Here is a 25,055-nt window from a genome sequence, read left to right as displayed (position 1 = left end):
AAGAAACCAACTTCAGGCGAAGTTGAACTTTTTAGGGATACCTGTTATTACAAGAAGTATTGGCTGAAACATGATCTGAAACAAAGAGATTATTTTTGGCGCTAAAGATTTGTATTAAGTTTGACGGATAAATTATTTGTCAGGATCCCCAAAACAGGAAAAAAATTAAACTTTTCGCGGTAATTAAAAGCAGAGAAACGAAAATGTCACTAAACCAGGATTCTAAAACGCCATTTTTCCCATTGGTTGCTGCATTGGTAGGTATAGCAGTTGTTGTTACCCTTGTAATGCTGCAAAAAGAAAAATCCTCAAAAAAGGCTGATTATGAGGATTATGAAGTAGAAAATTATGACCTGATCAGGAACGGAACCATCATCAGCCCTGCTTAAAAGTTCTTTTCCAGCGTTTCCGGAATTAGTTCTGAGCAGGCTACGCTGCCATCGTTGCTGATGCCTCCAAGCAATACCTGTTGCACCTGGTTCACTTTGGCGGCATCAAAAGGCGCATTGACTTTCACATAGTTTTGGGTAAAACCATAAATTCTCCCCTCGTGCTCCTTTTCTTCCCACAGCACCTCTTTAATCTTTCCAGCATTTTCTGTATAAAATTTCCTCCGCTTTTTATGAGAAAGTGATGTGAGCATTTTTCGCCTTTCAGTGCGAACATCCAGCGGTACAGGATCGGGCAAGCGCAGTGCGGTTGTATTTGGCCGCTCGCTATATGTAAATACATGCAGGTAGCTCACGTCCAGTTGATGCAGGAGGTCGTAAGTTTTCCGGAAATCATTTTCATCCTCCCCCGGAAATCCCACGATTACGTCCACTCCAATGCAGCAGTCAGGCATTGCTTCTTTAATGCGCTGCACCCGCTCTACGTATAAATCAGAAAGATACCGTCTGCGCATGGCCTTCAGAATTTTGTCAGCACCCGATTGGAGAGGAATGTGAAAATGGGGCACAAATCTTTGCGAAGCGGCCACAAAATCAATGATCTCGTTGCTCAGCAGGTTGGGTTCAATAGAACTGATGCGATAACGGTTTATGCCTTCTACCTGGTCCAGCGATTTTATCAGATCAAGGAAATTTTCATTTTGATCATTGCCAAAATCGCCAATATTCACCCCGGTCAGTACCACTTCCTTCACGCCCTGCCTTGCAATCTCCTTAGTAGCGTGGAGGATGTTATCAATATATCCGCTGCGGCTTCTACCTCTCGCCAGCGGAATGGTACAGAATGAGCAGAAATAGTTACAACCATCCTGCACTTTAAGAAAAGAGCGGGTGCGATCTCCAAATGAATATGCACTAACAAATTCATCTGTTTCCTTAATATGGCAGGTAAATATTCGGCTCCCCTCTTCAAGAATATCTTTATCTAAATAATTAAGAATATTAAATTTTTCATTGGCACCCAGAACCAGGTTGACACCGGGAATCGCGGAAATTTCCTGTGGCTTCAACTGAGCATAGCATCCTATCACCACCACCTTAGCATCAGGATTGATCCTGAGCGCCTTCCGCACTATCTGCCTGCATTTCTTATCGGCATTATCAGTAACTGAGCAGGTATTGATGACGTATACATCAGCCGCTTCATCGAATTGATGGATCTGGTAGCCGCTGTTGCTGAACTGGCGTGCAATGGCCGAAGTCTCAGAATAGTTGAGCTTGCAGCCGAGCGTATAGAATGCTGCGGAAGGCTGTTGATTCATACCTGTCATCGGATCAGGAATTCTTCATGCGAAGACGGATCTCGGTGATTTTCTGCTTTGTGTGCTGAGGAAAATCCCGTTCCATCATCCAGTTATAATAAGATGGCTCCTTGCGAAATACCTCTTCCACTGGGCGGCCATTATGTTTGCCGAAGTTAAAGACCTCTACGCCTTGTTTATTCCGCACGAGGCGACCGGCCAGGTCCACCATCGTTTTTCCGGGTGAGCCCAGGAAATTATAGAGATGGTCAACATTATTCTGAAGTTCTTTATACCGTTCAAGTTGCGCGCAAAGCACTTCATAAGTTGCCCGTGTATCTGCTTCTGAAGTGTGGGCCTGTTCCAGCTCTTTACCGCAGTAAAACTGGTAAGCTGCTGTGAGCGTCCGCTTTTCCATGGTGTGAAATATTTTCTGCACATCAATCACCTTCCGGTCACTGAACTGGAAGTCCATGCCCGCCCGCAGGAATTCCTCCACGAGCATGGGCAAATCGAAACGCAGCACATTGAAGCCGCTGAGATCCGAATTTCCGAAATACTGGTTGATCTCTTTTGCTACCTGCTTAAAGGTGGGCTTATCCTTCACATCCTCATCAGTAATTCCATGAATTTTAGTGGAATCAGCAGGAATGGGCATCTCCGGATTAATGCGATACGACCGGCATTCATAATCTTCAATGTTTGGCTCCAGCTTCAAAAAACTGATTTCCACAATGCGGTCTTTGCTCACGTTTAAACCGGTAGCTTCAATATCAAAAAATACGATTGACTTTTTTAAATCCAGGCTCAAATCCTTATTATTTTTTTGCAAAAATATACAATACGCGGCTCAGGTAAACAATAGATGCGGAGGAAGCCTTTTGGCGGTCGCTATCCCTTACAGGTCAGGATCATGCTGCAACAATCTTCTTTAATTCCTCCAGATCCATTCCGTCAAAATTTCCGGAACTCATCAGCAACAGGACTGACGGGCTCCATTTTAATGAAAGCAGAAACTGCAGCATATTCTCTGCATCTGAGAAAAAATGCAGGTCGGGCCGATTAAAAAATGATTTAATTTCTTCTTCTGAAATTTTCTCAAGGCGCTTTAACTCCACCACATGAGGATGCAGCAACACGCACGGAACATCAGCCGGTGCCAGTGAGTCTTTATATAATGGAAGAAAGTTCTTATTAAGACTGCTGAACGTATGAAGCTCCAGGCAAGCCACCAACTGGCGATCAGGATATTGCTCCCTTACAGCCTCCACGGTTGCCTTTACCTTGGAGGGTGAATGGGCAAAATCCCTGAAAATCACGCCATCGGGTCCTTCCGCTATTTTATCCAATCTTTTGCCCGCACCTTCAAAGGATTTCATTGCCTGGTAAAAATCAGCTTCCTCTACATTTAGCTGGCTGCATACCAGTTTTGCTCCTTCCATATTCGTTAAGTTGTGCTGACCAAATATCCTGACAGGAATATCGCCTTCAGGCCGCTGCAAAATGGCAACATTCCCACTCACGCGGTAGGACGGCAACTGGTAGGGAAAACTGGAAAAAGGCCATTCCTCCCTTCCCAGCAGTTCTCTTACTTCTTCGTCAAGGGCATTGTAAATCACTACATCTTCCTTTTTGCGCTGCGCAAGGAAATCATAAAACGCCTGCAGATAGACGGCATAAGTTGGAAAGACATTGATATGATCCCATGCAATTCCACTCAGCAATGCAATGTGGGGTTGATACCACAGAAACTTCGGCCTTTTATCCACTGGGCTTGAAAGATATTCATCACCTTCAATGATGATGACCGGAGCATTGCTGAGCTTCAAACTGAGTTCAAATCCGGGAACAGGTGCCCCGACTACATAGTCGAATGCCATTCCCTGTTGCGAAAGAACATGCATGATCATGCTCGTAATGGTGGTTTTGCCATGACTTCCGGCAATCACAACCCGCTTCTGTTGCTGCGTTCTGTTCGCAATAAATTCAGGGAAAGAATACACCGGCAAGCCAAGATCCAATGCGCGCTTCAATTCCGGATTATCCGGTTTAGCGTGCATTCCGAGGATAACGGCATCAAGGCCGGAATTAAGCCGCCCAGGATCCCAACCGGTATTTTCAGGCAAAAGCCCTTTTTCCCTGAGCTTTCCTTTAGCAGGTTCAAATATTTCATCATCTGATCCGGTAACCTCATCTCCCTGATTTTTCAGGGCTATGGCCAGATTGTGCATAATGCTTCCGCCAATGGCGATAAAGTGGACTTTCATAAACAGGATTGAATAGGGTTCAAAATTAGAGAAATCAGCGGTTGAGGCTATTGATATAAAATGGGGCCTTGCATGATTTATGATAATGCCACAGCATGAAAAAACTGATCATTCTTCTGTTTCCGTTACTTGTCCTTATGGCTTGTGAAAAGCGGGACAGACAGCAAATTATCCCCAATGTGCCTGTTGAGGTGAGGATCACCACAAACGATCCTAACTATACTGACATCAACATTCTTGGAAGTGCCGTTTATATTCCGGGTGGTTACCGGGGTATTATTCTCATCCACACTTTTACTGATGAATACGTGGCTTTTGACCAGGCTTGCACCCATCACATCAATGAAGGCTGCGCAAAAGTAGTGTTGGACGAATCCGGAATTTTCATGCGGTGTGGCCAATATGGCGATACTACTTTTACTGCCTGCTGCACATCTCGCTTCAGGACGGATGGAAGCGTAATGGAAGGACCGGCTGAATATCCGCTCAAGGCTTACCGGGTGAATAAATCCGGAGCCCTCATTGAAATCACCAATTACTGACAAGAAAATACTCTTTCATTGACCAATCCAAAAATTATTTACACAACTGGCGGAAACGCTGGATGTCTGCTTCAGGGTCCAAACCCTGATCCCGCTCCAGGTAATCCGCCATCTGATGTGCAAAATAAGGAGCCAGAGAAATGCCCTTCGTTCCCATTCCATTAAAAATAAACATATTGCGATGAATGGGATGCCTGCCCAGGAACGGCCGCCTGTCATGCGTGGCAGGCCGCACACCCGCCTGGTGATCCAGGATCTGAAAAGGAGTTTGAATAAGTTTACCTATTTCCTGTTCTAAATACGTTCTGGCCTGGGCTGATGGCACTGCGTCAAGTTGATCCCATGTATAAGTGGCGCCCACCCGGTAAATGTCCTCACCCAGCGGCAGCAGGAAAATTCCACGATTTACCAGCATTTCAATTCGCAGCTTCGGAGCTTTAATTGTGAGCAACTCGCCCTTTACCGCATTGAACGGCAGCCAGGAGAAATAAGGGTTCTTAAGCGCGTGCCACCCTTCGGCAAAAACAACTTTCGAGGCCAAGATATCACGCCATTGGATTTCCGGTTCTTCCGTCTTTAACTCCTTGTATTCAAAATTTGTCTCAGTCAAAATTCCTTTTTCCCTCCATTCATTTCGCAGGTATTCAAGAAATAAATTTGTACTTAGCACAGCGCCTTTCATCAAAAATCCACCATGAGGATTGTATAGTTGCGTATTGTAAAGGCTTAAGTCTTTGTTGATAACAAATTCTCCAAGTTCTTCAATATCATACTTGGCAAGCCATTGTGCGCGGTGTGCTTCATTCTTAAAAAGACGGTAAATCTGTAATTCCCGGAAAACCCTGATTCCGGCCTCCTTCTCGAATTGCTCATAGGCCATCCGGGCGTAAGAGAGCAACTCCGTGGCCTTCCAGGTCTTCACGAAATTCTTGCCTGTAACGGGATTGATGATGCCGGCAGAGATTCCGGAGGAGGAGACCGGAACATTTTTATCCACTACAAGCACGGATTTTCCCATCTTCAGTAGGGATCTGGCGAGCCAGCTTCCGGCTATTCCCTGCCCGATGATTATGTAGTCATATTTTTTCATAAAACACTTACGTATATAAACTTACGGATAAACTTGTATTTTTCATAAACTAAGTTCTAAAGCAGAAAAAATGGCCTGGGTGGCTTAAAATTTGGGTTTAAAGAAGATAATCAACCTTGGCAATCATCAATTTCTTTCCGTTTTAAAACTCAACGTATGTTTAAATACAGCAAAATTTCCTCTCTCTTCTCTGGCAGCACCTTTTTTTCAATTTCCTTTCTCTTCATTTTTCTTTTGCCCCTTCAGTTTGAAGCTTCTAAGGCCGTAAATGCTGAAACGGCCGATGTAACATCAACTGAAGCTGCCGAAGTTGCGAAACAAAATTTTATCAGCCATGCCAAATCCCTTTATGCGGAAGCAGGTTTGATCGGAACCACGCTAAAATATGAAGTTTTCGAAAAGGCATTGACAGGATTCTATAACCTTAAAAAAGGATCCAAGTCCTCTGAGAAAGATATTCTCACAATTATTGATTTTGAGCAATCATCCCTGAATGAGCGAATGTTTTCAATTGATATTAAAAACAAAAAGCTTCTTTTTAACAGTGTTGTAGCGCATGGGCGGAACTCCGGTAATTTGTATGCGAAGCAGTTTTCAAACAAACCGAACAGCTACCAGAGCAGCCTCGGATTTTACGTAACCGGAGAAACTTATACCGGAAAACATGGCCTTTCGCTTCGCCTTGACGGTATGGATGCCGGATACAACGATAAGGCGCGGGCGCGGGCTATCGTGATGCACAGTGCCAATTATGCAAACCCTTCTTTTGGCGCGAAAACAGGCCGCCTGGGCCGCAGCCTCGGTTGTCCCTCTATTCCTGAACTCGGCCATGAAGAGGTCATCAAAACGCTCTCAGAAGGTACTGTGATTTATATTCACTATCCTAATACAAGTTATGAAAAGAGTTGCGTGTATTTCAATACGCAAGTTGCGGTTGATTTCTTCTCAACAATAGCTTCTCTGTAATAACTCTCCACATTTCCCGATTTACCTGAACTGATTCCAGACGGGATCTGACGGCAAGGGAGCAACAATCTCCAGCGGCTCCTTTTTCACCGGATGTATGAACCTGATCGAACGGGCATGCAGATAGATGGAACCGGTGCTTTTTCCTGCATGGCCATATTTTACGTCTCCCACGATGGGACAACTGATGCTTGCGAGTTGTACCCTTATCTGGTGCGGACGGCCTGTATGAGGCTTGACTTCAAGTAAATAATAATTCTTTTGGTGCATCACCAGTTTGTACTCCAACACGGCCTTTACTGATCCTTGTTTTTCAATAGTAAAGGCTTTTGTTTTGTTTTTTTCCGGATCCTTTAAAAGCCAGTGAACCAGCTCTGCTGAGAACTGCTCAGGTTTATGGCTCACCAGTGCCCAATAAGTTTTTTCCATTTCGCGGGTTCTGAATGCCGCTGTCAGTCGGATCAGGGCTTTGTCAGTTTTGGCAAATAACATCACTCCACTTACCGGCCGGTCCAGCCGGTGCGGCACTCCGCAATAAACATTTCCGGGCTTTTTATATTTCTCCTTTAAAAATGCCTTGATTAATTCTCCCAGAGGTACATCGCCAGTATGATCACCCTGCGAAAGTTCGCCAGGAAGCTTGTTTACAGCGATCAGGTGATTGTCTTCATATAATATCCTTTTTTCAATGGATAGCATCATAAAATTAAAAATTTGCCGGCATTTAAATTATTGAACATTCAACTTTAAGCATTAAATTCTTCATAATCCTATGAAAAATCAAATTCTGCTGATTTCATTTCTCGTACCCCTGTTTTTTGTTTTTAGCTGTAAGAATAATAATGGGGATAAAAGCACGGATAATAATGATACTACCGCTACAAGACAAACACCTTCCCGGGAAATTCAGACGGACCTGCCACTTGACGATATCAAGCTTCCCGAAGGCTTCCGGATAACGCTTTTTGCCCAGGATGTGGAGAATGCCCGGTCCATGGTGAGAGGCGATGATGGAACCGTGTATGTAGGATCGCGTAGTGCAGGCAAGGTTTACGCCCTGCCGGATGCCGATGGTGATTTTGTTGCTGACGAAGTGGTCGTCATCGCCAGTGGGTTAAACTCTCCCAATGGAGTGGCGCTGAAAGATGGCAATCTATATGTAGCGCTGATTGACCGGATATTGCAGTTTCCCGCCATAACCAATACCTACAGAAATGAACCGAAACCAGAAACGGTATTCAGCGATTATCCTGATAAAACACACCACGGCTGGAAATATATTGCTTTTGGACCTGATGGAATGCTGTATGTGCCAGTGGGCGCTCCATGCAATATTTGCCTTTCTGAAGATCCAATATTCGCCAGCATTACACGCTTGGATGTGAATAATCCTGAACCGGAAATTTATGCTGAAGGAATACGGAACACCGTGGGGTTTGCCTGGCACCCGGAGACAAAGGAACTGTGGTTTACAGATAATGGCCGCGACATGATGGGCGACAACATTCCCCCGGACAAACTGAATCACGCTCCTGAAAAAGGGATGCACTTTGGATATCCGTTTTGTCATGGCACCGATATTCCTGATCCGGAATTTGGAGATCAGCGTAACTGCAATGAATTTACTCCTCCTGTCCAAAATCTGGGGCCGCATGTCGCGGCACTCGGGATGAAATTCTACACGGGTAAAATGTTTCCGGAGGAATACAGGAATAAGATCCTGATTGCTGAACATGGTTCCTGGAACAGGTCCACTCCCATAGGCTATCGTATAATGATGGTAACGCTGGATGGAAACCGGGCCACGGAATATGAGCCTTTCGCGGAAGGCTGGCTAAATGAGGGCAAAGACTGGGGCCGGCCTGTAGACATTATCCAAATGCCTGATGGCGCTATCCTGATTTCAGATGATAAGGCCGATGCAATTTACAGGATCGTTTACGAAGGAAATAACAAATAATACATCAGCTAAAACTAAAACACCCTGACAGCAAGTAAGCTGTCAGGGCGTTTTTTATGTCTGATTTTAAATTCCGGAATCAGGCCGCTTTCCGCAATCTTTCCTGCACCGGTTTTTTTAATACGATTATACCCAAAGCATTAAAAATCTTAATTACCGGGTAAATGGGATCAAACTCATGCCAGCGGATACCAAAGTTGGGACTCATCGGGTGACGGTGATGGTTATTATGATAACTCTCTCCAAGCATCAGGAAATCGAAGAAGAGGAGGTTTTTTGAGGTATCGCTTACTTTATGGCTTACGTAGCCCCACTTATGAGCAAACCAGTTGATAATTGCCCCATGAAAAGGTCCCATCACGAAATGGATGGGGAGCAGAAGATAAAGATACCACATACCGGCAGGCACAAATTCCACGTAAAAGGCAATGTAAAATACGGCCCAGCCAATTCGGCTGAACCAGGAGTCGGCAAGTCTGTCAAGGGCCGTCCACTGAGGAAGGTTTCCTTTGAAACGATCTTCAATGTCAGCACGGCCATTAAATATGTCGTTGTATTTATCCTTTGTCTGCCACATCATATCCATCAGATTCTTTGAATATTTTGGCGAGTGCGGATCCTTATCTGTATCAGCATAGGCATGGTGATACCTGTGCAGCACGCCATAGGCATAGGGGCTGAGATAAGATGATCCCTGAAAGACATAGCTCAGGATAAAGAATATTCTTTCCCACGTGCGGGACATTGTAAACTGCCGGTGGGCGGAATAGCGATGATGAAAGAAAGTTTGGGTAAAGAGAGACAGGTACCAGTGACCTATGAAAAAGAGGATGATTGCTAACATTAGTATTATTTCAGATTTTGTTTAGCGGTTGTGCAAAGATAAGGCAACAAAGCTCATACAAGTAAATAATCAGAGCTAAAATGGCGCTGGTGGCCTGTTACAAGACTTCATGATTTTTTAGCGGAAGCCCAGAACATCCGGGCGGCCATATATAAAATCATTGAACCTGAAAAAAGTCCGGTGCGATGAGAGGAAATGAAAATTCTTTAATTCTTGCTGCTCCAATTGGGGGTAATAGGCTATTGATATTTGAATGGTATTGAAAATGAGATGTTCGTTTTTAAATCGAACACCCAGACCGTACCCTTGATAAAGTCTTCTGCTGAGCAGAGAATTATCGGAAGTGCCGATCCAGGCGAAGTCCGCAAAAACAACACCTGCCATCTGAAAGCCGAAAAATTCCCACGGTGTAAAAATATTGGCTTCATAATTCATCGTTAATTTTTGGGTGCCCCGGAGTTCTTCTTTTTTTATTCCCCGCAATCCGTCATTTTCATTCACATAGATCCATTCTCCACTTCTCCTGTTAAGGCCCAGCGTAAGTCGGTTCCAGAGATATTGGCGTATCATAAATTTACCGACCGGGAGCATATTGGTAAAATAAAGGAAATCAGCCTGCATCACTCCCTGGTCCCACTTCGTGCCATTATAATATGAACCGGCATTGAGGCCTCCGCGTATATAGCCCAGCACAGAGCTATATTTTGCTGCAGAAACGGAAAAGCCACCGTACAGTCGATTGGTTATACTGCCATCTTCATATCCTGCAACTACCGAGATAAGACTTCCTTCCGGTACATCCTCCGTTTTTCCAAATCCAAATACATGATTATCCTGATAAAACTTGCGCTTTGAAAAACCTGCTCCAACCAGATAGAACCAGGAATTTTGGTATGCTTCAGGTGGAATTTCGTAGTGCTGCGGTTTTTGGTTGTACTCTGACCTGATTACTCTTGCTGCCAGAATCTGCAGCAGGCGTTCATCGCGTTTTTCCTCATTTCCGGCCGTAAGGGAGTGGCCAAACCAGAAATCCTGTACGTTCAGCACCGACTCGCCCTCAAAGTAAACGGTATCAAACTGATATTGGTCAAGGTGCTTTCGCGAGTATGCACTGAGGCCCCCGGCCCATTTAGTTTCGTAAGAATAAAAACCTCTGTCAATGTTGAACCCATATATCGTTTGCAGTTCATCTCTTAAAAAGAAGCCCCGCCCGCTCACATAGCTCCTGCGAATGTTGGGCATAATATATTCCGCATTGTAGATCCAGTTTAAATCCTGGCGATTCAGGTAAGAAAGACCGCCATTTATCAAATGTCCATATCCAAGAAAATTAAAGTCCGTGGCTTTCAGATCTCCAGTATGCCGGTTAAAGTCATAACCACCTTCTCCGGTTATAGACCATGTATCCTGGATCAGGACGACCACATCCACTCCTGATGAATCGGCATTTTCCACGATCACCCTGGCATCATATACAAATTCATTTAACCTCAACAATCTCTCGCTTTCAGCAAAGCTGATGGGGTCAGCCGCATCACCTTCTTCAAACAGCAGGAAATCCCGCACCTTCCTTTCCCTCGTTTTTATGTGAATAAAATTTCCGGCTTTCTGAAGGATGCTTCGGGCCTCCTGATCCGGTTTCTCCAGAGTGGGCCCAAAAACGTCCAGCACTTTTACTTCTACGCTTCTTATCGGAAGCCCCTTATATTTTTCGTAAGGCTCATCACTGGTTTTGAAGGTATCCTGCTCAGCCACCCCTGTATGAGAAACGTTTTGGGTAACCAAAACTGACCGGACCAGCCTGCCTAAAATATTCGGCTTTTCTGCAAGATCTTCCAGCTTGTTGAATACCTTATCCTCCAATGTTGAAGCAGGTGTATCAAGTGGCAATGGTTCAGGACCAAAAGGAGGTGTATCCAACGGCATTGGATCTGGCAGAATTGGAGGCGTGTCAACCGGCAATGTCTTCATAGCGTTGCCTTCCTGCGCCCATGCGGTGCAGTTTACCATCATGGCAATCAGCAGATATGATATCGGGTGTTTTAGGGTCAACCTTCTTCTAATAAGTAAATAACAAAAATCACAAGGGATGTTTCCGGCATTTTATACACCTTCCGGTAGCAAAAGTCCTTTTGTATTGTATTTAGTTCGCCTTTCTTTTGCATCCTTTATGGCAAAAACGATACGTCTCTTTTACTTTATTACGCTCTTCTCCCTGTTCAGCGGAACCCTAATGGCCCAGGTAGTAAATATTGAAAGCCAACGCCTGAATAAAGGCAAAGATGGTTTGGCCGGAACAATAGATCTTAATCTTAGCTGGACGCACACGGTAACGGATGTGCTTCAAACCGGGAACAAGATACAGGTTCAGTATCTTAAAGGCAGAAGTAAAATTTTAATGTTGAGCGATCTGACGATCATAAGAACCAACACAACCGACCTGATCAATAACGGCTTCCAGCATCTTCGATACAATTATCAGCACAAACGCTGGCTCATCTGGGAAGCCTTCACGCAGATACAGTATAACCAGGTACAGAAGCTGGATTTGCGCGGTCTGGCCGGGACCGGCCCGCGCTTCAGATTTGTGCAGAATGATACCGTGTCATTACATATTGGTACATTATACATGTATGAATACGAAGAACTAACTGAGGGGCTGCCTCTGGAAAGAAACCACCGGCTTAGTTCGTATGTATCCTTTGATCTCGAAATAACGGATAAGGTGAATATTGATCATATAACTTATTATCAGCCTGTGATCACCCATTTTAACGATTTCCGGGTATCCTCTGAGCTCGTTGTTACCTTTAAGATCACCAGGCGCCTGACGTTTGGTGTGAAAGGCAATTACGTTTATGACAGCCGCCCTCCCCCTGAAATACCCGGAAACACCTATGAATTCAAAAACTCACTCGGTTACCGGTTTTGACCCGATTTGTAAACAACCTTTGATAAACCCGCTTCGTCAGGTTGAGGAGCAGTAAATGAGATGGCCGGAAATTTTCATTCTATGCCGCCAAAAAATTCAACCTGTTTTAACCAAACTCAAGAAATGACACTAAGAATTATCCTGATATTATTAATGAGTGGAGCATGGTGCTATGCTGATGCACAATCCCACAAACAACTGGTGAAGTCCGGTCTCGAGAAATATGAAGAACAGGACTTCAAAGGAGCATTCGAAGATTTTACGGCAGCTATTGAAATGGAGCCTGAAGAAGGTGAAGCCTACTATTACCGGGGCCGGGTAAGATACATCTGGCGACAGCTTGACGAAGCGGAAGAAGACCTGACCCGAGCTTCGGATCTTGAGGATGATTATTATGATGCCTATTATCTCCGCTCTTCTGTTTACCTGCTAAAAAAGGAGCCCAAAAAAGCCCTGACGGATCTGATGATTGCCGGAAATATCCGTGAAGATGATCCTGACCTTTACATCGTTCGAGGTTATGTGCTCAGCATTCTGAGAGATCCTTTGGCGGCCATTGATGATTTTAACCGCGCTTTGGAAATAGATTCTACAGCCGGAAGAGCCTACTACCACCGGGGGGTCAGTTACTATGCCCTCGAATACTATGAAAAGGCAGCATCTGATTTTACAAAAGCGTTGCGTCACGACACCACGGAACAAGACGTTCACTATAACCGGGGACTATCCTATTTCATGATGGGAAAACTTGAACTTGCCGTGAATGATTTTGAAATGGCTACAAAGGCAACACCCAATGATCCCATGCCATTCAGCAGCCTTGGCATTGTGCTATACGAACTGGGGCGACATGAGGAAGCTGTGGTAAGTTTTACCGAGGCTATTGCTATTGACGACAAGAACGCTGAAGCCTACTTTAACCGAGCTGCCGCATTTGAAGAAATTAACCAATATGACATGGCCCTGGAAGACTACAATAAAGCTATCACTCTGGATCCGACTAATCCTGAGATTTATAATAACAGAGGTTCACTATATAATCGTTTGAAATCTTATGCCCTTGCTATGGATGATTTCAACGAGGCCTTGCGCCAGGATAATGACTTTTCTATGGCCATCTTCAACCGCGGAATTAACTATTTGAGCATGGAAGATTATGAAAATGCAGAAAAAGATTTCACGCGTGTGATTCAACTTACTCCTGACGATGGCGCAGCATTTCTAAACCGGGGAAATGCGCTTTTAAACCAGAAAAAGCTTGAAGAAGCATGTGAAAATTTCAGCAGAGCCAGAGAATTAGGTACGCAAGAAGCCTCTGAACTGCTAAGGCTATATTGTGAATAATATTTTTATAGCGGTTTAATACCGGTTTCTTACAGATAGAAAAGACAGGCATACCGCGACAATCCTTGACTTGACTGGCTTTCGATTTAAATTGCAGTCGGAAAACTTAAATACTTCAAGTCATGAAAAATAGAAATTCGATTACCGCAATTCTGATCACCGTACTTTTCACCTCGCTGAACTTCCAGTCTTTAGCACAGAAGCCGCAGGATTGGATGGCGAAGGGAAACAAAAGCATTGAACGTGGAGACTACAAGGATGCTGTTTCCAGTTTTACGAATGCCATTCATAAAAAACCGGATTATGCTGAAGCCTATCTTTACCGGGGATTGGCACGCGCTAAAAGCGGAAGCCTTGATATGGCACTCTATGATTTAACCAAAGCCATTGAGCTGGATTCGTCTAACCACCAGGCCTATTACTATCGCGGAGTGGTGCATGAAAAGAAAGAACTTTACGATAAGGCAATAGCAGATTTTGAGGCGACTACTGTTTATACAGGAGACAACTCAAAGGCTTATTATAACCTCGGAGTATTGTATGGCTACCGCAAAGATTTTAATAAGGCATGTGAAAACTGGCGTATGGCCGCAGAACTCGAAGATCCGGATGCAGCATCACTAGTTTCCCGTCACTGCAATTAAAACTTGGCTGCACCTGTGTAAATTCAGCTATTGCTGGATGCAGTATTTCCCTTGAAATACTCATTCACCATATTCTCAAAGGCAGTCTCGAAAGCATCAATAGCCCTGTTTTTTCTCCTGAACTCCTGTAATGTACCTTTCTGAAGTGATTGGCAGGGCATCCCTTTTTTCTCTAGCCAGAGCTTCAGCCATTTCAGCAATTCAGACTCGGTAAAGCTCATGGCATTAATGTACATATCGGTTCCATTAATCCAATAGTCCCTATCGCTCAGATTTTTCATCACCTGATGAAAAAGTGTAGGATGAAATAGCTCTTCATCCTGCCCTCCGAAAAATCCAATACTCGTAATGGTAATCCAATATGTCACCGATTTGCTGTTTTCACCTAGTATGTAGATGTCCTCGGAAGTGCTGATTTCCTTTCGGAGATTATGCGGTATATAATACTTCCACTTCATTTTACTTCCATTACCCCCTTTTAGATCTTGCTAACATGAAAGCGGTTTTTGGGTTTAATTGTTTGAATTGAGCGGAAGGTTGCATACCTCAAAGTGATAAAGTACTGCTTCTGCGTAACCCGGTTTCTCCCGATTACATTTCTTAACCGATGCAGTTTGAATTCTCAGGCTTTCTTTTTAGATTTGATCATCCGTTAGAAAATTTGTCAGACAGGATACGTGGCTAAAATCCACAGAACCGGGGGTATTTATTAGGTTATTCACCTATTCATCAACTGCCGCTTTAAAAGATGATCCTCTTTTAAAAGAAATACTCCCGGTTTTTTCTTTTCATACCCGATTTATTTAGTTTCTTCGTTCCTTTTAAAGTTCTGTTATCAACCAATCGTCTGTTATGGAAAAACTTAAAATTGACCGGGATGTATTCGAGAACATGCATCAGTGGCTGATCAAGGAATTTGGAGAACGGTATGAAAACGTTTCCCTGGATACACCGCTGGATTTTGACATTGAAGATTTTTTACCTGATCTGCAAGACCGGTTCTTCCCTGGAACCCAATCCGTGTCACTCTCCGAGTTGCTGCAAAACAAGAAACTGAACAGCATGCTGGACAGCGGAAATACGAACGTCTACAACGTGTTAATACAAATTAAGAATGTAGGCATGCTCACCTTCTACATTCAAAACCTCCAAAAAATCCTTCCCATATTTTACCGGAACAAGATTATACAAGACCTGCGCAATTATTTTCAGGAACATTTTGAAAGCAGGAAAAAGGATGTTCCTGAAAACAAATTGAATGGCAATCATAAGAAAGCACTCTTTAGCGCCCCTATTGATGTTTACCTTGAACTTGCGCAGAAGTGTAACAACTTCAAGGAATTGCTTGTGGGAGAAATGACAATGATGGAAAGTTTTAAAAATGTCTTTACCACCCATGTCATCCTGCTAAATGCACTGGACTACCTGGCACTGGAATCCAAAGACGAGGATTATGACAAGAAAATGACAATCCTGAGAAGTGCTCTTCTCGTCTCTACAACAAAAATGTCAGAACTTTTTGCGAAAATGCACCGGTAGCATAATTTCCCGGCTCTAATTTCAGAAGCACCTTGTACAAGAACTATGACCGAAATTTTAAAGGAATCACTCCCATCCTTTTATCTGTTCAAAAATCTCCATCTCAATGAACCTTACTATGTCGACACAAGCATTGAGTCGTATGAGTGGTTGAAGAAAGGAGATTCAGTTGAAGAACTTCAAAGGCAAATTCCCCCACCACATTATCCTGAGGATGAAGAGAAACTTGAACTCTTCCGTATGAAGTTCGGTGATGTTATTCCTGAGGATGAAGATGATTACTACTTTGATGATACACCTGTACAACTCGATGATGAGGTTACCGACAGAGATATTTTCGATGATAGTTACACTATCCTCTGGATATGTCCACCCGATAAAGAGACCATCATATCGGAAATTTTAACGCACCTTAAGCATAAAACCCGCAATCATCTTGATCCGGTTGACACACGTGATCTCCTGGAAGTATGGGAAGATTTCCTTGATCGAATCTTCATTTATACTGATGACAGCAAAGCCTTTGGATCGCAGCTTGTGAGCGAAGTGAAGGATGAATTGCCACGCAGGATCAATCAATTGCCAAACGGCCCCACTGACGCGACCTGGGAAGAATTTGAAATGGAACTGCTCTAAGATACCGGATTCAGCACCACACTGAAAACTGTAATGGAGGTCATGTCCCTGCCATAGTTCAGTTTATCCAGCGCATCATAAATATTTTTTGCCCGGAAATAGGAGGTATGAAGTTCATTGCTGCCACGCGCCATCCATTGAATGGTATATGAGTTCTCTTTATCTCTGTAGGTTTTGATATAATGCATCATCTTTTCCAGCGCATCCTTCTTGTCAACGCCTTCTTCAGTATGAAACAAAAATGACTGATTATGACGCGGGTTCACCGTAACCAGATCAAGCCTGGTAAGCTCCCCTTTCTGCTGAAAATCAAATATCACCTCATCTGATCCCAAACCCAAATATTCCCGCACTCCCTTTTGCAACCGCGACACTTCTACATTTCTATCTTCTTTGATATTGCTCATCATTCTGTAAATATTTTAGATTTGATCCAAATATTGGCGATCTTTCTGTATTTTGTTGAGAAGGATTAGCCTCTGGTTTTGTTCAATATATGTCAAGACGCAAATTTTAGTAAACATGTGTACGCTTACTTATATTCCTGGAAAAAACGGAAACTACCGGATTGCCTCCAACCGGGATGAAGGAGACGCGCGTACCCCCTCCCTGCCGCCTGGAATTATTGAAATGGCCGGGCAAAAGCTTCTCTACCCAAAGGACCCTGACGGAGGCGGAACCTGGCTTGCCATTTCTGAGCAGGGAAGGCTGGCTTGCTTGCTGAATGGAGCTTTCGGCAGGCACCTCCATCAACCCCCTTATCGCATGAGCCGGGGATTAGTGGTGCTTCAGCAATTCATGCTCCCCGGTCCTTGTCATTTTTATGCAGATTATCCATTATCAGGTATTGAGCCTTTTACGCTGGTGATTGTAGAACCAAAGCCAAAAATCAATATCACGGAAATAAAATGGGATGGCTCACAAAAGCATTTGCGCTGGGTAGATCCGGAACGCCCGCAGATCTGGTCATCTGAAATGCTGTACGACCCTGCTGACATACAGCACCGGCACACGCTCTTTAGCGACTGGCTGAAGGAAAAAACCGGGGAACCATTCCCGCTTCGCAAATTTCATTTATTCGGGAGAGACAATCCTGAGATCCGGGGGATTTTCAAAAACAAAAGCGGTCCTGTTGCTACGGTAAGCCTTACTTCTGTTGAAATAAGAGATAAGGTGGCAGCAATGAAACATGAAAACTTTCTCACAAATTCAGAAAGCGAAATACGCTTGCCGCTGATGACTGAAGGATGAGTGTAACTTAAAATTTCGCCTCCTTACACATCCATTTAGCCTGACAGATGTTATCCCTTCATCAATTCAAAAAAATAAAAAAATGAATCATTATTCCAAAAAAATTTTCCAGGGCATCTTTATGATGTTGCTTATGATTTCTGTCACCTCTTGCGTATCTACAAAGAAATATAATGAAATGGAGGCCGCCAGAATCGAATGCGAGGTGCGCGAAACCGAACATTTGGCAAGGATTGATAATCTTGAAGCCAGGGCTACAGCGCTGGAAGAGGATACGGCCGGAATGGGAGATAAATATCGTTTGCTTCAGAATGAAGTAGAGCGATATGTGGCCACATCATCTGCTGAAAAAGTGGAATTGCTGAATGAACTGAAGCAAAAGGAAGCGGAACTCAATGCAAAGGAACAAACTCTGGCCGATCGTGAAGCCAGGATGAAAGAGCTGCAGGAAATGATAAGTCAGCAACGGAGAGCAGCATCAGAACTTCTGAACCGTGTGCAAAATGCCCTGACAGGTTTTAACAGCGAAGAACTATCTGTGGAAAACCGGAATGGCCGCGTATACGTATCACTTTCAGAAAAGCTGCTTTTCCAATCCGGCAGAACGAATGTGGATCCAAAAGGCAAAGAGGCCCTGGAAAAACTAGGGGACGTCCTGAAAAAGAATCCTGACATTGACATTCTCGTAGAAGGCCATACAGATACGGTTCCCATTAAAACTCCAAAATTTGAGGATAACTGGGATTTGAGCGTACAGCGAGCAACTTCCATCACTCGTATTCTTGAAGGCAGCGGAGTAGACCCCAAAAGAATCACTGCAGCTGGCCATGGCCAGTATTATCCTGTAGCTCCAAACACTACTGCTGAAGGACGCGCCAAAAACCGAAGGACCGAAATTATCCTGCAACCCAAGCTTGACCAGCTTTATGAACTCATTCAGCGAAGTGGCTCTGCGGCATCAGACAGATAATAACCGGGCAACCCTATTGAGGTAGCTAACATCTCAGGGTAAAAGCTACTTTTGAGGAATGAAGTATTTATTACCATTTATCCTTTTCTCGGCTCTTTCGACTTTGCCACTTGCCGCACAAAACTTTGAGGAGAAAAAACCCGCCCAATTAATTCTGAAATTCGCACCGCTGAGCTTTGTGGATTTGGTTACGCCCAACTATCATCTTGGCTTGGAATACCGGCCAGCGGAAAGCCTGGGACTTGAAGTGAACGTGGGCATAAAAACCCCGCTTGCCAACAGTGTAGGTAACGCTTCAAATGTGGATCTCTTTAAAATAAGGGAAGAGATCCGGTACATCTTTGCCCCCCGAAGCAGAATCCCCTTTTACCTGGCTTTTGAAGGTTTTGGCGTTTGGCAGTCCTTTAATATGGTCAATGGTAATTTCCTGGATGCAGAGGGACAGCGAATCTGGTATGAAGAAGCGGAAGTTGATCGTAAGGTGGCAGGTTATACCCTGAAATACGGATTGCTGTTGCCATCCACAAAATCACGCTTTGGTTGGGAAATGTATGTAGGCCTGGGCATCCGCAAGGTCAGAACCCATTATAACATTATTACACCAAGACCGAACACTATGGTTTTTTGGGAAAATTTCCAGATTTTTAATGTAGTTGATCTCAATGAAGGTCCAACTATAAAAGGACATTTTGCTTTAAACATAAAACTTACGTATGCACTATTATAATTCAGGTTTGGACCAGAAAAGTAATTCCACTTCTTTTAGAACTTTTTGGATTCCTTGCAAATCTTAAATCCAAGAGTAGCTTTCTTATTTATAATCATTATAAATTAGGTACCTTTGCGGTAAAATTCAGGGCCACGGAAGGCCATTATTTATGGCAGTTGAAACCACCGTTAAATCAAGCATAGTCATACGTTTTGCCGGAGATTCAGGAGATGGAATCCAGCTCACAGGCACCCAATTTACCAATACCACCGCGATGGCGGGCAACGATCTGGGTACTTTCCCTGATTATCCCGCTGAGATTCGCGCACCTGCCGGAACAATCGCGGGAGTTTCAGGATTTCAGATAAACTTTGGAAGCGATGCAATCCACACCCCAGGCGATTTTTGCGATGTGCTGGTGGTGATGAATGCGGCTGCGCTCAAAGCCAACCTCCGCAACCTGAAAAAAGGCGGGATCATCATTGCCAACGAGGATGGGTTTGATGCGAAAAATTTGCGGCTGGCGCAATATGAGGATGGAGAAAATCCAATTAAAGACGGCAGCCTCAGCGAATATGCCCTATACACCCTGCCCGTTACCAAGCTGACTCGGGAGGCGCTGAAAGAATTACCCCTGAGCACAAAGGAAGCAGACCGCAGCAAAAATATGTTTGTGCTGGGGATGCTCTACTGGCTTTACAACCGTGATCCTGAAAAAACGGTAAATTTTCTAAAGCAAAAATTCAAAAACAATAGCATTATAGAGGAGGCCAATATCAGCGTATTAAAAGCCGGCTACCACTATGGTGAAACGGCTGAGATCTTCAATGGCCGCTACGATGTAAAACCTGCCAAAATGCCCAGCGGCACCTACCGGGGTATTACCGGCAATCAGGCCACAGCTTATGGCCTCATCGCGGCTTCGCAAATAAGCAAGGCAAAATTGTTCTACGGCTCCTACCCTATTACTCCCGCGTCTGATATACTTCACGTGCTTTCACGCCACAAAAATTTTGGCGTAATGACCTTCCAGGCCGAGGATGAAATAGCTGCAATTTGCTCTGCCATTGGCGCTTCCTATGGCGGAAGTTTAGCCGTTACGGCATCCTCCGGTCCGGGCATAGCGCTAAAAACAGAGGCCATAGGGCTGGCAGTGATGCTTGAAATTCCCCTAGTGGTGGTGAATGTGCAACGCTCCGGGCCTTCAACAGGAATGCCCACCAAAACTGAGCAGGCCGACCTGATGCAGGCGCTGTATGGCAGAAACGGTGAAGCGCCTGTCCCGGTTATTGCGCCCCGCTCCCCATCGGATTGCTTTAACGCAGTCTATGAAGCTTGCCGCATCGCGATCCGTTTTATGACGCCTGTATTTTTTCTGAGTGATGGCTATTTGGGAAATGGCGCGGAACCGTGGAAGTTTCCTAAAGCTTCGGAACTGCCAGCGATCCCTTTGCAGTATGCAAAGCCGGAAGACCGGACCAACGGGAAATACTTTCCTTACCAACGGGATGAATTATTGGTGAGGAAATGGGCGGTTCCCGGCACAAAGGGCCTGGAGCACAGGATTGGCGGCCTGGAAAAGGAAGACGTAACCGGTGATATTTCTTATGATCCTGAAAACCATGAAAAGATGGTGAAGATCAGGGCACAAAAAATTTCCAACATCGCGGATTTTATTCCTGAACAAAAAATAGAAGTAGGACCGACAAAAGGCAGGATGCTGCTCCTCGGTTGGGGTTCCACTTTTGGAACTCTGAAAACGGCAGTGCAACAACTCAATGAAGAAGGATACAGCGTTGCCCACACACATCTCTCATACCTGAACCCGCTGCCAAAGAACCTGGGAGAGATTCTGGCAAACTATGAAATGATTGTTGTGCCCGAAATAAATGATGGCCAGCTTGTAAACATTATCCGCAATAAATTTTTGGTGGATGCCATTCGATTCACGAAAATACAGGGCCTTCCTTTTCATGTAAATGAGGTTAAAAACAAAGTGCTTTCGTTGTTAGAATAGGAATGATAAAGACAAGCCATAACCCAAACGTAGCGCTCATCAGCGTAAGGAATAGCATTGCGCTCAATAACATTGGAATCTATGGCGTTCGATTTAAAACTTGCAGTATTGAGCCATTCCACAAAATCCTGGTAAATTTTCGCGCAAGCGAAAATACTCCCCCATCGAGGGGGATAAAGAGGGGTGTTGCTGCCCCGAGACACCCAATTTCCCTAACCCCCCGAAAGCCTGAAAGAAGCAAAACATCATGTCCCAACATATAACTGAAGATATAGCCGCTAAGCTGAATGATACTTTCACCAGCAAAGATCTCGTCACTGACCAGGACGTGCGCTGGTGCCCGGGCTGTGGCGATTATTCTATATTAAAACAAGTTCAAACAGTTTTGCCCCAACTACCGGGAAAGCGCGAAGACATCGTCTTTATTTCCGGAATTGGATGCTCCAGCCGCTTTCCGTACTACATGGATACCTTCGGAATGCACTCAATCCATGGGCGGGCAACTGCCGTAGCCAGCGGCCTGAAGATGACGCGACCGGAACTTAACGTATACATTATTACAGGTGATGGCGATGCACTTTCCATAGGCGGCAACCACTTCATCCATCTGCTGAGGCGCAACCTGAATGTGAATATTTTGCTGTTCAACAACGAGATATATGGCCTCACCAAAGGCCAGTACTCCCCTACTTCGCAGGAAGGGCTGATCACCAAGTCCAGTCCGCTGGGGGCGCTGGACCATCCTTTCAACCCCGCTGCCCTTTCGCTCGGTGCTGACGGAACATTTGTAGCCCGCTCAATGGACCGGGATCCAAAGCACCTCCAGGCCATGTTGAAGCGTACCGCTGAACACAAAGGCACCTCGATGCTGGAGATTTATCAGAACTGCAACGTGTTTAATGATGGCGCTTTCTTCATCTTTACTGACAAAGGCACCAAGCAACAGGAGACCGTTTTCGTGGAGCATGGCCAGCCGCTGCTTTTTGGGGAAAATCATAGCAAAGGAATCAGGCTGCAAAGCGGTAAACCTGAAGTCGTGGACATGACTACAGGTGAATTCTCCGCTGACGATCTTTGGATTCACAATGAGCAGGACGGCTACAAAGCGCATCTACTCGCCCGCCTGTTTGACAATCCCGAACAGGAAGGCCACCTCCCCCGCCCTTTTGGAGTCTTCTACGCCATTGACCGTCCCTGTTACGAAGATGCGGTGCAAGCGCAATTATCTGTAGCTACAGAAAAACTGGGTGAACCGAACCTGGATAAACTGCTGAGCGGAAGGGAGACCTGGGAGGTGAGGTAAGGAGGATATATTTACCTGTATCATAGATGTTCAACCCAGGAAGAATACCAATTGCTTCTCACCTTTAATAATGGTGAAAAACGGTTGTTTGATGTGTCGCCTTATTTTAATATGGGAATATTCAAAGAACAAAAAGACCTATCTCTTTTCAAAACAGTTAGAGTAAGCTTCGATACCATTCAGTGGGCCAATGAAGCAGACTTTGACCCGGAGATATTGTATGAGAAATCCCTACCCTACACTTCAATTTAACAGTATCACCCTCAAGATTTTCAGTTCCGGGTAGGTATTCTGCGGCAATAGGGAATGCGTCAGTCGTTTAAACTGATTAACCGGCAATAATCAGTTGTGGATGCTATACGGGTTTGTCGCAACAAAAATGATGGCCATTGAGATTAATAGAAACTTCCGCAATGGCCATAGGCCATAAAAAGAGCCTACTATTCCTGAGTTATATTAAACGGCTTCTTGTGTCTTCTATGCTTTCTGCAGCCTCTGCCCGGAAAGACACAAAAAACTGAGGTTGCTTTCCAACCATCTCGGTAAAGTGCCGCACTTTAGTATAAATGTATCCATGAAACCAAAACCTGATTGACAAGTTGGCTGGGGGGCAATTAACTTAAACCAGGTTCTCTTTGGATAAATTTTTTATTTCAATTTTCAAAAAACTAAATATGAAAAAGACAACACAAGTTATTTTAACTATTTGCTGTCTGCTGCTTTTTACGGACGGCATTGCACAGCAGGGAAGCAGATTCATGGGCCTGACAAAACTCGGAAAGCAGGACAGCCAGACAGAAACTAAGCAGCGGCAAAACAAGAAAGCTAACCCTGACCCGTTTGAAATCATTGTGTTTAGCCCGACTGGAAATGGATTTGATACCATGCAGAATATCAGGTTTTGGTACAATGCTGCCGGAGAAATCATCTCTACCCAGACCGGGGTTTTTGCAGCAGGAAAATTTGAGCCCGTATCTAAGGATACTTTGATTTATAATTCAGCAGGTAAATTATCGGTGACCCTCACCCGGATAAATATGGGACAGGGATGGGTTAATAACTTGAGAATTCAAAGATTTTACAACCCGAACGGAGAACTAGAGGAAGAACTTTACCAATTATGGGATGAAGATTCAGGAAGTTGGGAATTGCTGAATGGCACAAAAACACTTTACACTTATGATGATAATGACAGGCCCATTGAGGTAGAGCATCAAAGTAAATTTGCAGGGCAAACCAGTTACATTCCAAATCAAAAGGATATAATCACCTATGGCAGTAATGATGAGCCGAAAGAAGTAGAAGTTTATGTTTATGACGTAACCTCGTCATCCTGGGAGTTAGAGACGAAGACTATTAATATTATCTGGCACAAATGGACAGGTAGCCTGGATATGGAAAACCTGTTATTAGAATCTGCTGAAAGCGTTTATTGGGATGGCTCCCAATGGCAAAAGGATGCAAGGATTACAGCGGCTTACAATGACGAAGATTATCCATTGGAGCAGACTATTGAGGTTTGGAATGGGAGCGCTTATATTGGTGAATCCCGCGAAACATATTCCTATGACGCACATGGAAATCCGTTGACATATATTGAGGAGGAGTATATTAATTTTATATCAGCATGGGATACGTTGGCGGCTACCAAGCATGAATATGAGTACAATGCCGATAACAGCATTGATACAGAGGTGCTGTGGGAATTTGATAATGGTGAATGGAGCAGGGTAGTTAAATTACTTTACCTTTATTCTCCCATATCAGGTATCGCCCAAAAAAGGGTTCAATCCTCCTTCAAAGTTTACCCAAACCCGGTTGTCGATTTGTTGAACCTTGACCTGACGAATGATGACTTTACCGTAACAATTACCGATCTCACCGGCCGCCCCGTTTTGCAGGCGAGGAATGAAAAAAGACTCGCGGTTGGGCATCTCAAAACAGGTATTTATCTGGTACACATTGCCAGTGAAGATGGCATTGCCACCTCAAAGTTTATCAGGAACTAAGAATTATCTGCATTAGTTGAAAGCCCCTATCCGGTTGGAGCGGGGCTTTTTGTTTTAGTTTGCCAGAAATGTGATATTTCTGGCAATGGTCACCTTCTGGATTCCTGGGTTATTTAAAAAAATATTTCACCTGTTTTTGGCAGGCAAGCCGTGGAAGAAATACAGCTTAGGTTTGGTATAAATAAACGCTATTAAGCTTCACTAATTATTAGCATCTGCACGGACCAATTCTAAATATTTCAATAAAATGCAGTTAATATTTAAAAATATATAGGATATTATTTCTTAGGACTGGTAACGAAATAATCTATACAATATGAGGCTTGATTTTATAATTCCACT

25 protein-coding genes are annotated in these 25,055 nt (G+C 44.2%); 16 read left to right on the top strand and 9 right to left on the bottom strand.

The annotated features are described in order from the left end of the window. The first annotated feature begins 203 nt into the window (after positions 1-203). On the top strand, positions 204-389 hold the full coding sequence (locus tag WD077_09230) for a hypothetical protein (protein ID MEX0967409.1): 186 nt from the start codon (positions 204-206) through the stop codon (positions 387-389). Here the strand turns inward: WD077_09230 and mtaB are convergent. The 3 genes from mtaB to WD077_09215 form a co-directional block, all read right to left on the bottom strand. Then, positions 386-1,711 (bottom strand): tRNA (N(6)-L-threonylcarbamoyladenosine(37)-C(2))-methylthiotransferase MtaB, encoded by a 1,326-nt coding sequence (mtaB, locus tag WD077_09225; protein MEX0967408.1) that lies wholly within the window; start codon positions 1,709-1,711, stop codon positions 386-388. The two genes, WD077_09230 and mtaB, sit on opposite strands and share 4 nt — an antisense overlap. A gap of 13 nt (positions 1,712-1,724) precedes the next feature. Next, on the bottom strand, positions 1,725-2,501 hold the full coding sequence (locus WD077_09220) for a 3'-5' exonuclease (protein MEX0967407.1): 777 nt from the start codon (positions 2,499-2,501) through the stop codon (positions 1,725-1,727). 100 nt (positions 2,502-2,601) lie between these two features. Continuing rightward, the gene (locus tag WD077_09215) at positions 2,602-3,957 is read right to left on the bottom strand and encodes a Mur ligase family protein (GenBank protein ID MEX0967406.1); all 1,356 of its coding nucleotides are present in this window, start codon (positions 3,955-3,957) and stop codon (positions 2,602-2,604) included. A gap of 95 nt (positions 3,958-4,052) precedes the next feature. On the opposite strand from WD077_09215, the gene WD077_09210 reads away from it, so the two are divergent. Continuing rightward, entirely contained in the window at positions 4,053-4,499 is a 447-nt protein-coding gene (locus tag WD077_09210; protein MEX0967405.1) for a hypothetical protein, read from the top strand. A 34-nt stretch (positions 4,500-4,533) separates the two neighbouring features. Here the strand turns inward: WD077_09210 and WD077_09205 are convergent, their stop codons facing one another. Further along, entirely contained in the window at positions 4,534-5,589 is a 1,056-nt protein-coding gene (locus tag WD077_09205) for an FAD-dependent oxidoreductase (protein MEX0967404.1), read from the bottom strand. A gap of 156 nt (positions 5,590-5,745) precedes the next feature. Here WD077_09205 and WD077_09200 point away from each other — a divergent pair, with 156 nt between their 5' ends. Next, positions 5,746-6,555 (top strand): murein L,D-transpeptidase catalytic domain family protein, encoded by an 810-nt coding sequence (locus WD077_09200; protein ID MEX0967403.1) that lies wholly within the window; start codon positions 5,746-5,748, stop codon positions 6,553-6,555. Between the two features lie 21 nt (positions 6,556-6,576). On the opposite strand, the gene WD077_09195 is transcribed toward WD077_09200, so the two are convergent. Continuing rightward, positions 6,577-7,254 carry an RluA family pseudouridine synthase gene (locus WD077_09195; GenBank protein ID MEX0967402.1) on the bottom strand — a complete coding sequence of 226 codons (678 nt, stop codon included), beginning with the start codon at positions 7,252-7,254 and terminating at the stop codon, positions 6,577-6,579. A 73-nt stretch (positions 7,255-7,327) separates the two neighbouring features. On the opposite strand from WD077_09195, the gene WD077_09190 reads away from it, so the two are divergent. Then, positions 7,328-8,515 (top strand): sorbosone dehydrogenase family protein, encoded by a 1,188-nt coding sequence (locus WD077_09190; protein MEX0967401.1) that lies wholly within the window; start codon positions 7,328-7,330, stop codon positions 8,513-8,515. Positions 8,516-8,594: 79 nt separating this feature from the next. Here WD077_09190 and WD077_09185 read toward each other — a convergent pair whose 3' ends face one another. Next, on the bottom strand, positions 8,595-9,359 hold the full coding sequence (locus WD077_09185) for an acyl-CoA desaturase (protein MEX0967400.1): 765 nt from the start codon (positions 9,357-9,359) through the stop codon (positions 8,595-8,597). A gap of 117 nt (positions 9,360-9,476) precedes the next feature. Next, complete coding sequence (locus WD077_09180) at positions 9,477-11,372, bottom strand: hypothetical protein (GenBank protein MEX0967399.1); 1,896 nt, start codon at positions 11,370-11,372, stop codon at positions 9,477-9,479. 157 nt (positions 11,373-11,529) lie between these two features. Between WD077_09180 and WD077_09175 the strand changes: the two genes are divergently transcribed. The 3 genes from WD077_09175 (at position 11,530) to WD077_09165 (ending at position 14,279) form a co-directional block, all read left to right on the top strand. Beyond that, positions 11,530-12,291, top strand: a complete 762-nt coding sequence (locus WD077_09175) for a DUF481 domain-containing protein (protein MEX0967398.1) — start codon at positions 11,530-11,532, stop codon at positions 12,289-12,291. Positions 12,292-12,414: 123 nt separating this feature from the next. After that, complete coding sequence (locus WD077_09170) at positions 12,415-13,635, top strand: tetratricopeptide repeat protein (protein ID MEX0967397.1); 1,221 nt, start codon at positions 12,415-12,417, stop codon at positions 13,633-13,635. 122 nt (positions 13,636-13,757) lie between these two features. After that, complete coding sequence (locus WD077_09165) at positions 13,758-14,279, top strand: tetratricopeptide repeat protein (GenBank protein MEX0967396.1); 522 nt, start codon at positions 13,758-13,760, stop codon at positions 14,277-14,279. A gap of 23 nt (positions 14,280-14,302) precedes the next feature. On the opposite strand, the gene WD077_09160 is transcribed toward WD077_09165, so the two are convergent. Further along, positions 14,303-14,737 (bottom strand): hypothetical protein, encoded by a 435-nt coding sequence (locus tag WD077_09160; GenBank protein MEX0967395.1) that lies wholly within the window; start codon positions 14,735-14,737, stop codon positions 14,303-14,305. Positions 14,738-15,131: 394 nt separating this feature from the next. Between WD077_09160 and WD077_09155 the strand changes: the two genes are divergently transcribed. Then, positions 15,132-15,818 (top strand): hypothetical protein, encoded by a 687-nt coding sequence (locus WD077_09155; GenBank protein ID MEX0967394.1) that lies wholly within the window; start codon positions 15,132-15,134, stop codon positions 15,816-15,818. Positions 15,819-15,863: 45 nt separating this feature from the next. Next, on the top strand, positions 15,864-16,454 hold the full coding sequence (locus tag WD077_09150; GenBank protein MEX0967393.1) for a hypothetical protein: 591 nt from the start codon (positions 15,864-15,866) through the stop codon (positions 16,452-16,454). Here the strand turns inward: WD077_09150 and WD077_09145 are convergent. Further along, entirely contained in the window at positions 16,451-16,864 is a 414-nt protein-coding gene (locus WD077_09145) for a hypothetical protein (GenBank protein MEX0967392.1), read from the bottom strand. The genes WD077_09150 and WD077_09145 overlap by 4 nt on opposite strands. A gap of 112 nt (positions 16,865-16,976) precedes the next feature. On the opposite strand from WD077_09145, the gene WD077_09140 reads away from it, so the two are divergent. The 7 genes from WD077_09140 to WD077_09110 all read left to right on the top strand — a co-directional run bounded on the left by WD077_09140 (position 16,977) and on the right by WD077_09110 (position 24,713). Then, positions 16,977-17,705, top strand: coding sequence for an NRDE family protein (locus WD077_09140; protein MEX0967391.1), 729 nt, complete (start codon positions 16,977-16,979; stop codon positions 17,703-17,705). Positions 17,706-17,787: 82 nt separating this feature from the next. After that, positions 17,788-18,675, top strand: coding sequence for an OmpA family protein (locus tag WD077_09135; protein ID MEX0967390.1), 888 nt, complete (start codon positions 17,788-17,790; stop codon positions 18,673-18,675). A 58-nt stretch (positions 18,676-18,733) separates the two neighbouring features. After that, positions 18,734-19,402 carry a hypothetical protein gene (locus WD077_09130; protein MEX0967389.1) on the top strand — a complete coding sequence of 223 codons (669 nt, stop codon included), beginning with the start codon at positions 18,734-18,736 and terminating at the stop codon, positions 19,400-19,402. 151 nt (positions 19,403-19,553) lie between these two features. Next, the gene (locus tag WD077_09125; protein ID MEX0967388.1) at positions 19,554-21,401 is read left to right on the top strand and encodes a 2-oxoacid:acceptor oxidoreductase subunit alpha; all 1,848 of its coding nucleotides are present in this window, start codon (positions 19,554-19,556) and stop codon (positions 21,399-21,401) included. Positions 21,402-21,648: 247 nt separating this feature from the next. Then, positions 21,649-22,704: a 2-oxoacid:ferredoxin oxidoreductase subunit beta gene (locus tag WD077_09120; GenBank protein MEX0967387.1), complete on the top strand. Its 1,056-nt coding sequence runs from the start codon at positions 21,649-21,651 to the stop codon at positions 22,702-22,704. A gap of 9 nt (positions 22,705-22,713) precedes the next feature. Next, on the top strand, positions 22,714-22,956 hold the full coding sequence (locus WD077_09115) for a DUF2442 domain-containing protein (GenBank protein MEX0967386.1): 243 nt from the start codon (positions 22,714-22,716) through the stop codon (positions 22,954-22,956). A gap of 422 nt (positions 22,957-23,378) precedes the next feature. Continuing rightward, positions 23,379-24,713: a T9SS type A sorting domain-containing protein gene (locus tag WD077_09110; protein ID MEX0967385.1), complete on the top strand. Its 1,335-nt coding sequence runs from the start codon at positions 23,379-23,381 to the stop codon at positions 24,711-24,713. The last annotated feature ends 342 nt before the right edge of the window (positions 24,714-25,055 follow it).

It is taken from the genome of Bacteroidia bacterium, assembly GCA_040880525.1.
GTDB lineage: Bacteria > Bacteroidota > Bacteroidia > CAILMK01 > JBBDIG01 > JBBDIG01.
Note: the sequence above shows the minus strand (reverse complement) of the source record. Positions and strands in the feature narration are given on the sequence as shown.

Excerpts from the sequence above, each read along its gene's own strand:
- WD077_09230 (MEX0967409.1), top strand. The coding sequence starts at position 204 with ATGTCACTAAACCAGGATTCTAAAACGCCATTTTTCCCATTGGTTGCT.
- mtaB (MEX0967408.1), bottom strand. The coding sequence starts at position 1,711 with ATGAATCAACAGCCTTCCGCAGCATTCTATACGCTCGGCTGCAAGCTC.
- WD077_09215 (MEX0967406.1), bottom strand. The coding sequence starts at position 3,957 with ATGAAAGTCCACTTTATCGCCATTGGCGGAAGCATTATGCACAATCTG.
- WD077_09210 (MEX0967405.1), top strand. The coding sequence starts at position 4,053 with ATGAAAAAACTGATCATTCTTCTGTTTCCGTTACTTGTCCTTATGGCT.
- WD077_09205 (MEX0967404.1), bottom strand. The coding sequence starts at position 5,589 with ATGAAAAAATATGACTACATAATCATCGGGCAGGGAATAGCCGGAAGC.
- WD077_09200 (MEX0967403.1), top strand. The coding sequence starts at position 5,746 with ATGTTTAAATACAGCAAAATTTCCTCTCTCTTCTCTGGCAGCACCTTT.
- WD077_09195 (MEX0967402.1), bottom strand. The coding sequence starts at position 7,254 with ATGCTATCCATTGAAAAAAGGATATTATATGAAGACAATCACCTGATC.
- WD077_09190 (MEX0967401.1), top strand. The coding sequence starts at position 7,328 with ATGAAAAATCAAATTCTGCTGATTTCATTTCTCGTACCCCTGTTTTTT.
- WD077_09185 (MEX0967400.1), bottom strand. The coding sequence starts at position 9,359 with ATGTTAGCAATCATCCTCTTTTTCATAGGTCACTGGTACCTGTCTCTC.
- WD077_09180 (MEX0967399.1), bottom strand. The coding sequence starts at position 11,372 with ATGATGGTAAACTGCACCGCATGGGCGCAGGAAGGCAACGCTATGAAG.
- WD077_09175 (MEX0967398.1), top strand. The coding sequence starts at position 11,530 with ATGGCAAAAACGATACGTCTCTTTTACTTTATTACGCTCTTCTCCCTG.
- WD077_09170 (MEX0967397.1), top strand. The coding sequence starts at position 12,415 with ATGACACTAAGAATTATCCTGATATTATTAATGAGTGGAGCATGGTGC.
- WD077_09165 (MEX0967396.1), top strand. The coding sequence starts at position 13,758 with ATGAAAAATAGAAATTCGATTACCGCAATTCTGATCACCGTACTTTTC.
- WD077_09160 (MEX0967395.1), bottom strand. The coding sequence starts at position 14,737 with ATGAAGTGGAAGTATTATATACCGCATAATCTCCGAAAGGAAATCAGC.
- WD077_09155 (MEX0967394.1), top strand. The coding sequence starts at position 15,132 with ATGGAAAAACTTAAAATTGACCGGGATGTATTCGAGAACATGCATCAG.
- WD077_09150 (MEX0967393.1), top strand. The coding sequence starts at position 15,864 with ATGACCGAAATTTTAAAGGAATCACTCCCATCCTTTTATCTGTTCAAA.
- WD077_09145 (MEX0967392.1), bottom strand. The coding sequence starts at position 16,864 with ATGATGAGCAATATCAAAGAAGATAGAAATGTAGAAGTGTCGCGGTTG.
- WD077_09140 (MEX0967391.1), top strand. The coding sequence starts at position 16,977 with ATGTGTACGCTTACTTATATTCCTGGAAAAAACGGAAACTACCGGATT.
- WD077_09135 (MEX0967390.1), top strand. The coding sequence starts at position 17,788 with ATGAATCATTATTCCAAAAAAATTTTCCAGGGCATCTTTATGATGTTG.
- WD077_09130 (MEX0967389.1), top strand. The coding sequence starts at position 18,734 with ATGAAGTATTTATTACCATTTATCCTTTTCTCGGCTCTTTCGACTTTG.
- WD077_09125 (MEX0967388.1), top strand. The coding sequence starts at position 19,554 with ATGGCAGTTGAAACCACCGTTAAATCAAGCATAGTCATACGTTTTGCC.
- WD077_09120 (MEX0967387.1), top strand. The coding sequence starts at position 21,649 with ATGTCCCAACATATAACTGAAGATATAGCCGCTAAGCTGAATGATACT.
- WD077_09110 (MEX0967385.1), top strand. The coding sequence starts at position 23,379 with ATGAAAAAGACAACACAAGTTATTTTAACTATTTGCTGTCTGCTGCTT.